General features: G+C 68.9%; 13 protein-coding genes. 11 read left to right on the top strand and 2 right to left on the bottom strand.

The features are described from left to right. The first annotated feature begins 124 nt into the window (after positions 1-124). On the top strand, positions 125-769 hold the full coding sequence (gene upp, locus ACSQ3D_RS26815; RefSeq protein WP_056165581.1) for a uracil phosphoribosyltransferase: 645 nt from the start codon (positions 125-127) through the stop codon (positions 767-769). A gap of 78 nt (positions 770-847) precedes the next feature. Here the strand turns inward: upp and ACSQ3D_RS26810 are convergent, their stop codons facing one another. Continuing rightward, the gene (locus ACSQ3D_RS26810) at positions 848-1,381 is read right to left on the bottom strand and encodes a hypothetical protein (protein WP_396505197.1); all 534 of its coding nucleotides are present in this window, start codon (positions 1,379-1,381) and stop codon (positions 848-850) included. A gap of 389 nt (positions 1,382-1,770) precedes the next feature. Here ACSQ3D_RS26810 and ACSQ3D_RS26805 point away from each other — a divergent pair, with 389 nt between their 5' ends. From ACSQ3D_RS26805 to ACSQ3D_RS26765, 9 genes are all read left to right on the top strand, one after another. Next, positions 1,771-2,781 carry a BMP family protein gene (locus ACSQ3D_RS26805; protein ID WP_436128860.1) on the top strand — a complete coding sequence of 337 codons (1,011 nt, stop codon included), beginning with the start codon at positions 1,771-1,773 and terminating at the stop codon, positions 2,779-2,781. Between the two features lie 210 nt (positions 2,782-2,991). Then, the gene (locus tag ACSQ3D_RS26800) at positions 2,992-3,990 is read left to right on the top strand and encodes a 5'-methylthioadenosine/S-adenosylhomocysteine nucleosidase (RefSeq protein WP_436128859.1); all 999 of its coding nucleotides are present in this window, start codon (positions 2,992-2,994) and stop codon (positions 3,988-3,990) included. A gap of 200 nt (positions 3,991-4,190) precedes the next feature. Beyond that, positions 4,191-5,732 carry an ABC transporter ATP-binding protein gene (locus tag ACSQ3D_RS26795; RefSeq protein ID WP_436128858.1) on the top strand — a complete coding sequence of 514 codons (1,542 nt, stop codon included), beginning with the start codon at positions 4,191-4,193 and terminating at the stop codon, positions 5,730-5,732. Between the two features lie 211 nt (positions 5,733-5,943). Continuing rightward, entirely contained in the window at positions 5,944-7,005 is a 1,062-nt protein-coding gene (locus tag ACSQ3D_RS26790; RefSeq protein ID WP_396505201.1) for an ABC transporter permease, read from the top strand. Between the two features lie 102 nt (positions 7,006-7,107). Then, positions 7,108-8,031, top strand: a complete 924-nt coding sequence (locus ACSQ3D_RS26785; RefSeq protein WP_436128857.1) for an ABC transporter permease — start codon at positions 7,108-7,110, stop codon at positions 8,029-8,031. Continuing rightward, complete coding sequence (locus tag ACSQ3D_RS26780; protein WP_436128856.1) at positions 8,032-8,670, top strand: LysE family translocator; 639 nt, start codon at positions 8,032-8,034, stop codon at positions 8,668-8,670. It abuts the gene before it with no gap. 3 nt (positions 8,671-8,673) lie between these two features. Beyond that, a complete protein-coding gene (locus ACSQ3D_RS26775; protein WP_436128855.1) occupies positions 8,674-9,330 on the top strand; it encodes a DUF4230 domain-containing protein in 657 nt (218 codons plus the stop codon). Between the two features lie 66 nt (positions 9,331-9,396). Next, positions 9,397-9,870: a hypothetical protein gene (locus ACSQ3D_RS26770; protein ID WP_436128854.1), complete on the top strand. Its 474-nt coding sequence runs from the start codon at positions 9,397-9,399 to the stop codon at positions 9,868-9,870. A 15-nt stretch (positions 9,871-9,885) separates the two neighbouring features. Next, a complete protein-coding gene (locus ACSQ3D_RS26765; RefSeq protein ID WP_436128853.1) occupies positions 9,886-10,623 on the top strand; it encodes a helix-turn-helix domain-containing protein in 738 nt (245 codons plus the stop codon). A gap of 54 nt (positions 10,624-10,677) precedes the next feature. Here ACSQ3D_RS26765 and ACSQ3D_RS26760 read toward each other — a convergent pair whose 3' ends face one another. Beyond that, entirely contained in the window at positions 10,678-11,079 is a 402-nt protein-coding gene (locus tag ACSQ3D_RS26760; RefSeq protein ID WP_436128852.1) for a VOC family protein, read from the bottom strand. 254 nt (positions 11,080-11,333) lie between these two features. Here ACSQ3D_RS26760 and ACSQ3D_RS26755 point away from each other — a divergent pair, with 254 nt between their 5' ends. Beyond that, positions 11,334-12,608, top strand: coding sequence for an amidohydrolase family protein (locus ACSQ3D_RS26755; protein ID WP_436128851.1), 1,275 nt, complete (start codon positions 11,334-11,336; stop codon positions 12,606-12,608). Positions 12,609-12,629 lie beyond the last annotated feature (21 nt).

The raw sequence follows: 12,629 nt of genomic DNA, 5'->3' as shown, positions 1-12,629 counted from the left end.
TCACACGCCCTGGCCCCCCCGCCGGGGCGCCCCCGCCGCTCGGGTTTCCCGGCCCCGCGGCGAATGGAGGTGAAAATACACCCACCGCCATTCATTCAATTCCCAGCACACCCGAGGCCGCGCCATGAGCACCGCTAGCAACAACAACGTCACCGTCATCACCCACCCCCTGGTCCAGCACAAGCTCACGCTCATGCGCCGCAAGGACGCCAGCACCAACAGCTTTCGCCGCCTGCTGGGCGAGCTGTCCACGTTGATGGCCTACGAAGTCACGCGGGACATGCCGCTGCAGGACTTCGAGATCGAAACCCCGCTGGAGACCATGACCGGCAAGGTCATCGACGGCAAGAAGCTGGTGCTGGTGTCCATCCTGCGCGCGGGCAACGGCTTTCTGGACGGCATGCTCAACGTGGTGCCCGGCGCCCGCGTGGGCCACATCGGCCTGTACCGCGACCCGGCCACGCTGCAGCCCGTGGAGTACTACTTCAAGATGCCGTCCGAGATGCAAGAGCGCGACATCATCGTCGTCGACCCCATGCTGGCCACCGGCAACTCGGCCGCCGCGTGTGTGGACCGCCTGAAGAAGCTCAACCCCCGCTCCATCAAGTTCGTCTGCCTGCTGGCCGCCCCCGAAGGCGTGGCCACGCTGCAAAAGGCCCACCCCGACGTGCCGATCTTCACCGCCGCCATCGACCGCGAGCTGAACGACCACGGCTACATCCTGCCGGGCCTGGGCGATGCGGGCGACCGGATCTTTGGCACCAAGTAGGCGCCACGGGCACCCGTAAAAAAGCCTCGCAACAGCGAGGCTTTGTACGTGGCGGAAGACGGCCCAAAGGCGGTCGGGTCAGCAAATAGCGCCAGGCAACTGCTGCATGCACTCGGTTGAAGACGCATTGCTCCTCCCAGGTGCCTTGGCCACGGCCGCTGGGGAGTTGGCGGGCACGCCCGCCAGAGCGGTATCCCCTTTTTGCAGCTGTCTGTCGAACACCAGCGTTTCGCCAAACACCATCTCGATCCACGTGGGGTACGTGTAGGCCGTGCCGCGGTTGTGGTCCACGACAGCGCCGATCACGCCACCCAGGATGATGTTGCCGGCCAGAGCGCCATTGGGACGGGAAACCAGGGACCCGTTGGCGGCGTCCTCGCCGGGCTGCGTGCACACGATCGTCATGTCTTTGGACGAACGGCGCAGGGCCTGCATCGTGCCCGACTTGAAGGTGGTGGAGCCGTAATCGTTGGTGGCCACGCACTCGGCGCCCACCACGACGGTGCCGCCCTTTTGTTTGGTGTCTACGCGCACTCCGTGCGTGGTGTCGTTCATGACCGATGCACACCCTACCAGCGACAGGGCAGCCGCTGCTGCAAGCAAAGCTTTCACAAGAAATCCCTCTTCGTTTTATAGACCCGCTGCTTGCGGGCGGCGAATTGTAACTAGAAGAACACACCCCAAAAGGGTGCCTTGGTCGCATTCGGAACATTACCGACTTTTGGCTTTTGATTCAGCACAACACGTCGTGTGGCGTTGCCTGTCGCACATAAAAGTGCATCGGCACGCACCACGGAAGAGCCCCCTGCCCAGCGCGCGGCCGCCCGCCCCGTGATGGCTCGCCTGGCAAGCGAACATCGTGCGCTGCGCTAAGCCTTGGGGGAGGGCCCCGTGGCCGGGCACGGCGCTCCGCCGGTTGCAGGCCACTGCAACGTCGTGCATGCTTATTGCTTGGAGCCAAGTTCACTGCCCTATTGCACCCAACCCAAGAAAGCGTTGCCATGACCACTCGCCGCATCTTCACCGGACGCCTGCTCTGCACCTCCATGGCCCTGTCGGCCGCCCTGGGCCTGGCGCCCTCGCTGGCGGGGGCGCAGGCCAAGCTCAAGGTCGCGGCGATCTACACGGTGCCCTACGAGCAGCAATGGGTGAGCCGCATCCACAAAGCGCTGAAGGCCGCCGAGGCGCGGGGCGAGATCGAATACAAGTCGAGCGAGAACGTCTCCAACGCCGACTACGAGCGCGTGATGCGCGAGTACGCCACCGGCGGCAACCAGCTCATCGTGGGCGAGGCCTTTGCGGTGGAGGCCGCCGCGCGCAAGGTGGCCAAGGACTTCCCCAAGACGTCTTTCCTGCTGGGCTCGTCCGGCAAGCCGCAGGCGCCCAACTTCAGCGTGTTCGACAACTACATCCAGGAGCCCGCCTACCTGTCGGGCATGGTCGCGGGCGGCATGACCAAGACGAACAAGATCGGCATGGTGGGCGGCTTTCCCATCCCCGAGGTGAACCGCCTGATGCACGCCTTCATGGCGGGGGCGAAAGAGACCAATCCCAAGGTCGAGTTCACCGTGAGCTTCATCAACAGCTGGTTCGACCCGCCGAAGGCCAAGGAAGCGACGTTTGCCATGATCGACAAGGGCGCCGACGTGCTCTATGCTGAACGCTTTGGCGTGTCCGACGCGGCCAAGGAAAAGGGCAAGCTCGCCATCGGCAACGTGATCAACACGCAGGACAAGTACCCCGACACCGTGGTGGCGTCGGCCCTGTGGCACATGGAGCCCAGCATCGACCGCGCGCTCAAGCTGGTCAAGGAAGGCAAGTTCACGCCCGAGGACTACGGCCCGTATTCGATGATGAAGCACAAGGGCTCTGAACTCGCGCCGCTGGGCACGTTCGAGAAAAAGGTGCCCGCCGACATCGTGGCCAAGGTCAAGGCGCGCGAGGCCGAGATCCTGGCCAGCAAGTTCACGGTGAAGGTGGACGACAGCCAGCCCAAGTCCACGGCGAAGTAATCGAAGTAATGCCGTCGGCATTGCGTTGATGGGCGCGGCCAGCGGTGCAGCGCCCGTGACGGTGGTGGACCACCCGCCACCGTCACCCACCGGCCGTGCGCACACCGTTGCCGTCAATGGTGCCGGGCAGCCCTCCACTGCGTTGCCGGCACCGCACCGCACCGGCCTTGCGCTAGGCTGCGGCACTTCTGACATTTTCAGGACCTGACCATGCCCTCATCCAGCAGCAGCACCACCACTTCCACCCATCTTCGCAGCACCCTCGCCCGGCACGGGCTGCGCCTGCTGGCGGCGGCCACCCTGGCCGCGGCGGTGGCAGGCTGCAGCACAGCACCCACTCGTTCATCGAGGGCTGCGGTGGTGCAGCTCGATGCCACACCGCGCATCGCCGTCATCTCGGCCTTCGAGCCCGAACTCACCGTGCTGCTGCCCCAGGTGCAGCAAGCCGCCAAGCACCGCATCAACGGTGTGGAGTTCACCACCGGCACCCTGTCGGGCCAGCCCGTGGTGGTGTTCCTGTCGGGCATCAGCATGACCAACGCGGCCATGAACACCCAGCTCGCGCTGGACCGCTTCAACGTCAGCCACATCGTGTTCAGCGGCATCGCGGGCGGCGTGAACCCGGGCCTGCACATCGGCGACGTGACAGTGCCTGCCCAGTGGGGCCAGTACATGGAATGGCTCATGGCCCGCGAGGACAAACCCGGCCAGTACAGCGCCCCGGCCTGGATGAAAAGCGAGCTGACCCTGCCCGCCTTCGGCATGATGCACCCCCGCCCGGTGGAGGTGCGCAGCGCCGCACAACCCTCCCTGACCAAGCAGTTCTGGTTTGCCGCCGACGCCCGCATGCTGGCCGTAGCGCGCAGCCTGGGCACCAGCGTCGCGCTGGACCATTGCCACGCCGACAAGTGCCTCAAGGAGCGCCCCCGCATGGTGATCGGCGGCAACGGCGTCTCGGGCCAGGCCTTCGTGGACAACAAGGCGTTCCGCGAATACGCGTTCAAGACCTTCGATGCCAACGTGCTCGACATGGAAACCGCCGCCACCGCCATGGTCGCGCACAGCAACGGCGTGCCCTACATCGCCTTCCGCTCACTGAGCGACCTGGCCGGCGGGGGCGATGGCGAGAACGAGATGGACACCTTCATGCACCTGGCCGCGGCCAACTCGGCCAAGGTGCTGCAGGCGTTTCTGGCCAGCTGGAAGTGACACCATGAACCCGCAGCGGGCGCTGGCCGCATGGAGCCCCTCTCCCCTCGCGGGAGAGGGGTTGGGGAGAGGGGGCACGTGCAGCCGGCGCTGCGCTGGTGCGGATGCCGCCCCCCTCTCCCCGGCCCTCTCCCGCGGGGGGAGAGGGAGTGGCGCGCATTGAACAGGCATTGCAAATAACGCACTCCATCGCACACACCATGCCCGACGCCGTCCTGCACCTGACGAACATCACCAAGCGCTTTGGCAAGCTGGTTGCCAACGACGGCATCAGCCTGACCCTGCAGCGCGGCGAGGTGCTGGCGCTGCTGGGCGAGAACGGGGCGGGCAAGTCCACGCTGATGTCCATCCTGTTCGGGCACTACGTGGCCGATGAAGGGCATATCGAAGTGTTCGGCAAGCCCTTGCCGCCGGGCCAGCCGCGCGCGTCGCTCGGTGCGGGCATCGGCATGGTGCACCAGCACTTCACGCTGGCCGACAACCTCACGGTACTGGACAACGTGCTGCTGGGCACCGAGCCGCTGTGGCAGCCGTTCTCGCGGCGCACGGCGGCACGGGCCAGGCTGCTGGCGGTGTCGCAGCAGTTCGGGCTGCCAGTGCAGCCCGATGCGCGGGTGGGCAGCCTGTCGGTGGGCGAGCGTCAGCGGGTGGAGATCTTGAAGGCGCTGTACCGCGGCGCGCGCATCCTGATCCTGGATGAGCCCACCGCGGTGCTCACGCCGCAGGAGAGCGAGGCGTTGTTCGACACGCTGGCCCAGATGGTGGCGCAGGGCCTGTCGATCATTTTCATCAGCCACAAGCTCGCCGAGGTGCTGCGCGTGTCGCACCGCGTGGCCGTGCTGCGCCAGGGGCGGCTGGTGGCCGAGGCGCCAGCGCAAGGCACCACGCAGGGCCAGCTTGCGCAATGGATGGTGGGGCATGCCGTAGAGGCCGCAGAACGCCGCCCCGCGCGCCAGGTGGGTGCACCGGTGTGCGTGCTCGACCGCGTCAGCACCGCCCCCACCGGGCGCGACCGGCTGCGGGACGTGTCGCTCACCTTGCATGCGGGCGAGATCGTCGCCATTGCCGGTGTGTCGGGCAACGGGCAGGTGGCGCTGGCCGATGTGCTGTGCGGCGTGCGCGCCGCTGTGTCGGGCTATGCCACGCTGCTGGGCGCACCGTTGCGCGCACAGCCCGCGTGGCTGGTGGAACAGGGCGTGGCCCGCATCCCGGAAGACCGGCACGCGGTGGGCGTAGTGGGCGACCTGCCGGTGTGGGAGAACGCGGTGTCCGAACGCCTGCGCAGCCGCTGGTTCGCGCAGCCCTGGTTCAAGGGCCTGTGGGTCAAGCGCCGGGCCGCACGCGCGCATGCCGAACACCTGGCCCGCACCTTCGACGTGCGCGGTGGCGGGCCCGATGCGCCTGCCCGGGCGCTGTCGGGCGGCAACATGCAAAAGCTCATCCTGGGCCGCGCCCTGCTGCCGCCGCAGGATGCCGCCGGCACCGCCGCCGCCCCGCGCCTCATCGTCGCGCACCAGCCGACCTGGGGGCTGGACATCGGCGCGGTGATGTTGGTGCAGCAGCAGCTCATCAACGCGCGCGACGGCGGCGCAGCCGTGCTGCTGATCTCGGACGACCTGGATGAAGTGCTGGCGCTGGGGGACCGCGTGGCGGTGATGCACGAAGGGCACCTGGGCGACGCGCTGCCTGCCGAGGGCTGGACGCGCGAGGCCATCGGCCTGGCGATGGCGGGGGTGATATGAAGCTCCCCCTGCGTCGCTTCGCGCCTCGGTGCCGGCGCCCGAGGCGCCGGCTCTTCGAGGCCGTCCAAGCCTGCGCAGGCGGGCTTGGAGCCGCGGCCCTCAGCCCCTCTCCTTCGGGAGGGGGACGCACCCGGTGGCCTGGCGAAGCCAGTTCCACGGGTGCACGGGCGTGGGCCGCGCCCGTTTCGCATGCAAGAGACAACGGACAACGATGAGACTCGAAAAACGCAACCACACCTCCCCCGCGGCCTACGTGCTGGCGCCGCTGGGCGCCGTGGTGTTCACCCTGCTCATCAGCGCGCTGCTCGTGCTGTGGGCCGGCGCGCCGGTGGGGCAGACCTACGCGCTGCTGCTGCAGGGCGCCTTCGGCTCGGTGTTTGCGCTGACCGAAACGCTCACCCGCGCCACGCCGCTGATCCTGACCGGGCTGGCAGCCGCGGTGGCCTTTAGGGCGCGGTTGTTCAACATCGGTGCCGAGGGGCAGTTGTACGCGGGCGCGCTGGCCGCCGTGGCCGTGGGCGGGATGCACGGCGGCACGGGGCTGGAATGGTCGCCCTGGCTGCTCTTTCCGCTGATGATGCTGGCGGCGGCGATGGCGGGGGCGCTGTTGTTGCTGGGCCCGGCACTGATGAAGGCGCGGCTGGGGGTGGACGAGGTGGTCACCACGCTGCTGCTCAATTTCATCATGCTGCTCTTGGTGTCGGCACTGCTCGACGGCCCGATGAAGGACCCGCTCTCGATGGGCTGGCCGCAGAGCGTGGCGCTGCAGAGCGAATTGGAGCTGTCGCGCCTGGTGCCGCAGACGCGGCTGCACACGGGGCTGCTGTGGGCCGTGTCGCTGGCGGTGATGCTGTGGGCGCTGCTGGCGCGCACGGTGCCGGGGTTCGACATCCGCGCGGCAGGTGCCAATGCGCGGGCGGCGGCGTTTGCGGGCGTGCCCATCACGCGCACCGTGGTGCTGGTGGCGCTGCTGTCGGGCGGCCTGGCGGGTCTGGCGGGGGCCATCGAGGTGGCGGGCCGCACCGGCTATGTGACGCTCGACATGTCGCCGGGCTACGGGTACAGCGGCATCGTGATCGCCATGCTGGCAGGGCTGCACCCGCTGGGCGTGGTGGCGGCGGGCGTGTTCGTGGCGGGCGTGCTGGTGGGGGCCGACAGCATGAGCCGCGCGGTGGGCGTGCCGACCTACATTGCGGACGTGATCGTGGCCACGTCGCTGATCGCGGTGCTGGTGGCAGGGCTGCTCACGCAGTACCGGGTGCGCTGGAAGTGAACCCGCCATGCACCCAAAATTCAAACAAAAAATGCCCCTACCGCTTGCCTATCAAGCGCTAGAAGCTACTAATTTGATAGCGAAAGACCGGAGCGCCGCCGCATGACCGAGTTGCTCGACATCCTCGCCAACCCGGCCTTCTGGATCGCCACCCTGCGCGTGGCGACGCCGCTCATCCTGGGCACGCTGGGCGTGTTGCTGTGCGAACGCGCGGGCGTGCTGAACCTGGGCATCGAGGGGATCATGGTGGCGGGGGCCTTCACGGGCTGGCTGACCGTGCATGCCGGGCACGGCCTGTGGACGGGGGTGCTGGTGGCAGCGCTCACGGGCGCGGCGTTCGGGCTGCTGCATGCGTGGCTGACGGTGGGCCTGGCGCTGTCGCAGCATGTGTCGGGCCTCGGCATCACGCTGCTGGCCACGGCGCTGTCGTACTACGGGTACCGGGTGAGCTTCCCGAAGGTGAACACGCCGCCCACCATCGAGCCGTTTGCGCCGATGGAGTGGCTGGGCATACCCATTTTGTCGGCGCAAACGCCGCTCACGCTGCTGGCGCTGGTGCTGGTGCCGCTGCTGGCCTGGGTGCTGATGCGCACCCCGCTGGGCCTGGCGGTGCGCATGGTGGGCGAGAACCCGCAGGCGGCCGAGGGCCAGGGCATTCCGGTGGCGGCCACGCGCACCGGGGCCATCGTGGCGGGGTCCGCGCTGATGGGCGTGGCGGGTGCCTTCCTCACGCTGTCGGCGTTCAACGCGTTTTTCTTCAACATGGTGAACGGGCGCGGCTGGATCTGCGTGGCGCTGGTGGTGTTCGCCTCGTGGCGGCCGGGCAAGGCGTTGCTGGGTGCCTTGCTCTTTGCCTTCTGCGATGCGCTGCAGTTGCGGCTGCAGCAGGCGGGCGATGCGTGGCTGCCCTACCAGGTCTATCTGATGCTTCCGTACGGGCTGTCCATCCTGGCGCTGGTGCTGGTGGCGCGCAAGGCCGCGTATCCTCAGGCCTTGATGAAGCCCTACCGCAAAGGAGAACGCTGAATGCCCACGTTGCAAACCCTGCTCATGTTCGCCGCCGCCTCGCTGGCGCTGGCCGTGATCCCCGGCCCCACCATGCTGCTGGCGCTGGCCAACGGCATGGCCGGCGGCATGCGCCGTGCGGCCTGGGGCATGGCGGGCGCGGGGCTGGGTGCAGGCATCCTGATCGCCGTGGTGGCAGTGGGCCTCGGTTCGCTGCTCAATGCATCGGCCACGCTGTTCAACGCGGTGCGCGTTGCCGGCGTGCTCTACCTGCTGTGGCTGGCCGTGCAGCTGTGGCGCAGCCCGCCGGTGGATGTGCAGGCCGCCGTGGCCCAGGTGCCAGGCCAGCAGGCCGTGGGGCGGGCAGCGTTTGCGCGCAGCCTGGGCGTGGCGCTGTCCAACCCCAAGACGCTGCTGTTCTTTGCAGCCTTTCTGCCGCAGTTCGTGGACCCGGCGCAGCCGCAGGCGCTGCAGTACGCGGTGCTGGGCGCGCTCTTCGTGGGGCTCGACACGCTGGTCATGGTGGCTTACGCCGCTGCAGGCTGGCAGGCCGTGCGGTGGCTGTCGCAGCGCGGGCTGCGCTGGCTCAACCGCAGTTGCGCCGTGGGCATGGGTGTGCTTGCGGCACTGCTGGCAGGCTACCGGCGCCACGGCGCCTGAACCGTGGCGGACACCGTCGTCGCCACGCCGCGCCGCAGCCCGCTGGCCGCGGCCCTCGCCGGCACCGCCCTGGGCATGGTGCTGGGCGGGCTGGGCCTGTGGGCCGTGTTGCACCGGCCTGCCGCGCCGCCGCCCCCACCTGCCCTGCTGACGCTGGAGGACATGGGCCACCTGGTCTCGGTCAAGGTGCGGTATGCCAACGTCATCGAGTTCACGCAGCAGATCACGCAGGGCATTCCGTGGACGCAGTGGGAGCTGAAGCTGGGCGGCACGCAGGTGCTGCTGGTGGCCCGCGGCGACTGCCTGGTGGGCGCCGACATGCGCCAGGCCCGCTATGAAGCGGTGGACGCTGCTGCCCGCACCGCCGTGCTGCGGCTGCCAGCGCCTGTCACGCTGTCGGCCCGGGTGCAGCACGGCCCGCGCGACCAGGGCGGCTCCTACTTCTACGCGGTGCAGGGCACGGGCATCGAGCCGCTGATCCCGGGCTCGGCCAGCCACACGCAGGCCATCGACACTGCCCTGCAGCGCGCGCAGCAGGATGTGGAGCGCACCTGCCAGGCCAGCAGCACCGTGGCCACCGCCAAGGAAAATGCCGAGGCGGTGCTCAAGCCCTTGTTCGCCGCCACGGGCTGGACGGTGCAGGTGCGCTGGCAGCCTTGAGTGAGCCTTGAGTGAGCCTTGACCTGAACCCTGTGCCATCGCCTCTGCGACAACCCTTCGATACCCATGCACAAACTCTTTCGGCCCGCACTGTGGACCATGGCCCTGATGCTTGCAGCCGCCGGCAACGCCCACGCACTGGGCATGGACTTGCCCTATGGCGCCTTTGCCGCAGAGCCCGATGTGGACTGGGTGCAGGCCTGCGGCGAATGGCCCGCCCCGCCCGGCAAGGATGGCAGCCGCAGGGGCATGTACCGCATCGTGCATGCCACGCGGTACGCCCAGTCGTTCCTGTACATCCAGTGGCTGCGCCGTGACGACACCGACTCCGCGCACGAGGTGAAGACCGTGGGCGTGGCGGCGCTGAACAATGACCATGCCTCCATCTCGCTGAGCCAGATGCGCTGTCAGGCCACGCCGCAGGGCATCCGCTTCACCGCGCGGGCCGAGTCGGGCCATGACGACAGTGTGTTTCGCATCACCATCGATGCAGGCCACCGGCCCGGCGCGCTGCGCTACCGCACCATGCCCTCGCGCTGACGGCGCCATCCCGCCATGGATCTTTTGCAGCCGCCGCCCGCCCCGCCTGCCGCAGAGCTGCTGCCGCGCAGCCTGCTGGCCCGCTGGCAGCAAAGCACCACCGAGCCCGGCGCCACGGTGGTGCTGCCCGATGGCTGCTGCGACCTGATCCTGCATGTGGATGCGGCGGGCCGCCCTGCCTGGCAGGTATCGCCGCTGGCCGATGCCGCAGTCACCGTGCCCGGGGCCGCCCACGAGTTCTGGCGCGGCTACCGGCTGCGGCCGGGCACGGTGGTGCAGGCCCCGGCGCTGATCCGCGCTGCGCAGGCCATCTGGTCGCAGGCTGTGCGCAGGGCCTTATGGAGCAGTCAGCAAGTGCACATCGACGCCACCGTGGAGCAGCAGTTGCTCGACGCCATCGACACGCACACGCACCTGGAGGCGCGCGTGCAGGAAGCCCTGCACACCCTGGCCCACACCGCCACCGTGGCGGCTGCGGCCCGGTCCCTGGGGGTGTCGGAGCGCAGCCTGGAACGCCTCACCCGTGCCGCGACCCAGCAACCGCCCAGCTACTGGCGCGCCCTGGCCCGGGTGCGCCGCGCGGCGCAGGCGCTGGGCGGCAGCGAGGCATTGGCCGGCATTGCGGCCGACCACGGCTATGCGGACCAGGCCCACCTCAGCCGCGACTGCCTGCGCTGGCTGGGGCAGTCGCCGTCAGCGCTGCGCCGCTCACCCGGCCTGCTGGCCACGGTGGCGCAGGCGGGCTATGGCTGAGTGCGCTTGCTGCGCATCGGCAGCGTGCGTTGCGTCCTCGGCCACCAACCCGGTTCAGCCCGCGGTGGCGGGCGGCGGCGCCACGAGCGTGCACAGCTCCACCAGCGCATCGTTGATGTCGGCCACGTAGGCCACCGTCTGGCCCCAGGGCATTTGCTCGGGCGCATGCACCAGGCGCGCACCGGCGGCCACGGCGCGCTGCACGGCGGCAGCGACATCGGCGGTGGTGAAAGCGATCTCGAAGCTGGGGGCCCGGGCGGTGGCGCGCTGCGGGTTCTTGCCCAGCTCGGTCATCAGGCGCAGCGACGAGAACGCCAGCGCAGTCGCGCCGGTGTCCAGCTCGCCATAGTCGCCAGCCTCGTGCACGAACCGGCGCGTGAGGCCGAACGCGGCTTCGTAGAAGGCAATGGTCTGGGGAACGTCTTCGACGTAGAGGATGGTGTAGCCGAATTGCATAGGGGGGCCCTTCTTCAGATTCAGGAAAAGCGTGGAGCATAGGCGTGGGGCGGCCAGGCGTCTTGAAGAAATCCGACACACGCAGGCAAGCCCCGAACACAGCCGCGGACTGCGGCCTGTGCGTGGCATGAATGCTGCTGGCCCCACAGCACCGCGCGAGCGCTCTACACTGCACTACACACCCGTGGACAGCGCTTCATGACGGTGCCCCCAGCTCTTTAGCCCACCCTGCCCTCCCAGCACTGCCTCACACCATGCTCGACCTGCTCGTTACCCACGCCACCTTGCCCGACGGCCGGTCCGATGTCTCCATCGCGGTGCAGGACGGGCGCATCACCGAAGTGACCGAGGGCCTGCAAGCCCCCGCCCACGAGACCGTGGACGCGGGCGGCCTGCTGGTCAGCCCGCCGTTCGTGGACGCGCATTTCCACATGGACTCCACGCTGAGCTACGGCCAGCCGCGCGTGAACCAGAGCGGCACCCTGCTCGAAGGCATCGCGCTGTGGGGCGAGCTCAAGCCGCAGCTCACGCACGAGGCCATCGTGCAGCGCGCCCTTGCGTACTGCGACTGGGCCGTGGCGCACGGCCTGCTGGCCATCCGCTCGCATGTGGACACCAGCGACCCGAGCCTGCTGCCGGTGCAGGCCCTGCTCGACGTGAAGCAGCGCGTGGCGCCGTACCTGGACCTGCAGCTCGTGGCGTTTCCGCAGGACGGCGTGCTGCGCTCGCCCGGCGGCCTCGACAACCTGACCCGCGCACTGGACCTGGGCGTGGACGTGGTGGGCGGCATTCCCCACTTCGAGCGCACCATGGCCCAGGGCGCCGAGAGCGTGAAGATCCTGTGCGAGCTGGCGGCGAAACTCGGCAAGCGGGTGGACATGCACTGCGACGAGTCGGACGACCCGCTGTCACGCCATGTGGAAACCCTGGCGCACGAGACGCACCGCCTGGGCCTGCACGGCCGCGTGGCAGGATCGCACCTCACATCGATGCACAGCATGGACAACTACTACGTGAGCAAGCTGATCCCGCTGATGGCCGAGGCGCAACTGGGCGTGGTGGCCAACCCGCTCATCAACATCACGCTGCAGGGCCGCCACGACACCTACCCCAAGCGCCGCGGCATGACCCGCGTGCCCGAGCTGATGGCCGCAGGCCTGACCGTCGCCTTCGGCCACGACTGCGTGATGGACCCGTGGTACGGCGGCGGCAGCGCCGACATGCTGGAGGCCGCGCACATGGGCCTGCACGTGGCGCAGATGACCAGCCAGGCCGCCATGCTCCAGTGCTTCGACGCAGTGACGGTCAACCCCGCCAGGCTGCTGGGCCTGGAGGGCTATGGGCTGCAGGCGGGCTGCCATGCCGACTTCGTGCTGCTGCACGCACGCAATCCGGTCGAGGCCATCCGCCTGCGCGCCACGCGGCTGGCGGTGTACCGCCGGGGCAGGAAAGTCGCCAGCAGCCCGGCGCCCGTGGCCATGCTCGACCTGCCAGGGCGGCCGGGCAACGTGGCTTTCCTGGCGGGATGAGTTATCCGCTGAAAGCAGCAC

This window comes from Acidovorax sp. LjRoot117 (assembly GCF_964252695.1).
Lineage (GTDB): Bacteria > Pseudomonadota > Gammaproteobacteria > Burkholderiales > Burkholderiaceae_C > Acidovorax.
This window is presented reverse-complemented; position numbering and strand designations above follow the sequence as displayed.

Excerpts from the sequence above, each read along its gene's own strand:
- ACSQ3D_RS26755 (WP_436128851.1), top strand. The coding sequence starts at position 11,334 with ATGCTCGACCTGCTCGTTACCCACGCCACCTTGCCCGACGGCCGGTCC.
- ACSQ3D_RS26765 (WP_436128853.1), top strand. The coding sequence starts at position 9,886 with ATGGATCTTTTGCAGCCGCCGCCCGCCCCGCCTGCCGCAGAGCTGCTG.
- ACSQ3D_RS26790 (WP_396505201.1), top strand. The coding sequence starts at position 5,944 with ATGAGACTCGAAAAACGCAACCACACCTCCCCCGCGGCCTACGTGCTG.
- ACSQ3D_RS26795 (WP_436128858.1), top strand. The coding sequence starts at position 4,191 with ATGCCCGACGCCGTCCTGCACCTGACGAACATCACCAAGCGCTTTGGC.
- ACSQ3D_RS26760 (WP_436128852.1), bottom strand. The coding sequence starts at position 11,079 with ATGCAATTCGGCTACACCATCCTCTACGTCGAAGACGTTCCCCAGACC.
- ACSQ3D_RS26800 (WP_436128859.1), top strand. The coding sequence starts at position 2,992 with ATGCCCTCATCCAGCAGCAGCACCACCACTTCCACCCATCTTCGCAGC.
- ACSQ3D_RS26780 (WP_436128856.1), top strand. The coding sequence starts at position 8,032 with ATGCCCACGTTGCAAACCCTGCTCATGTTCGCCGCCGCCTCGCTGGCG.
- upp (WP_056165581.1), top strand. The coding sequence starts at position 125 with ATGAGCACCGCTAGCAACAACAACGTCACCGTCATCACCCACCCCCTG.
- ACSQ3D_RS26805 (WP_436128860.1), top strand. The coding sequence starts at position 1,771 with ATGACCACTCGCCGCATCTTCACCGGACGCCTGCTCTGCACCTCCATG.
- ACSQ3D_RS26785 (WP_436128857.1), top strand. The coding sequence starts at position 7,108 with ATGACCGAGTTGCTCGACATCCTCGCCAACCCGGCCTTCTGGATCGCC.
- ACSQ3D_RS26770 (WP_436128854.1), top strand. The coding sequence starts at position 9,397 with ATGCACAAACTCTTTCGGCCCGCACTGTGGACCATGGCCCTGATGCTT.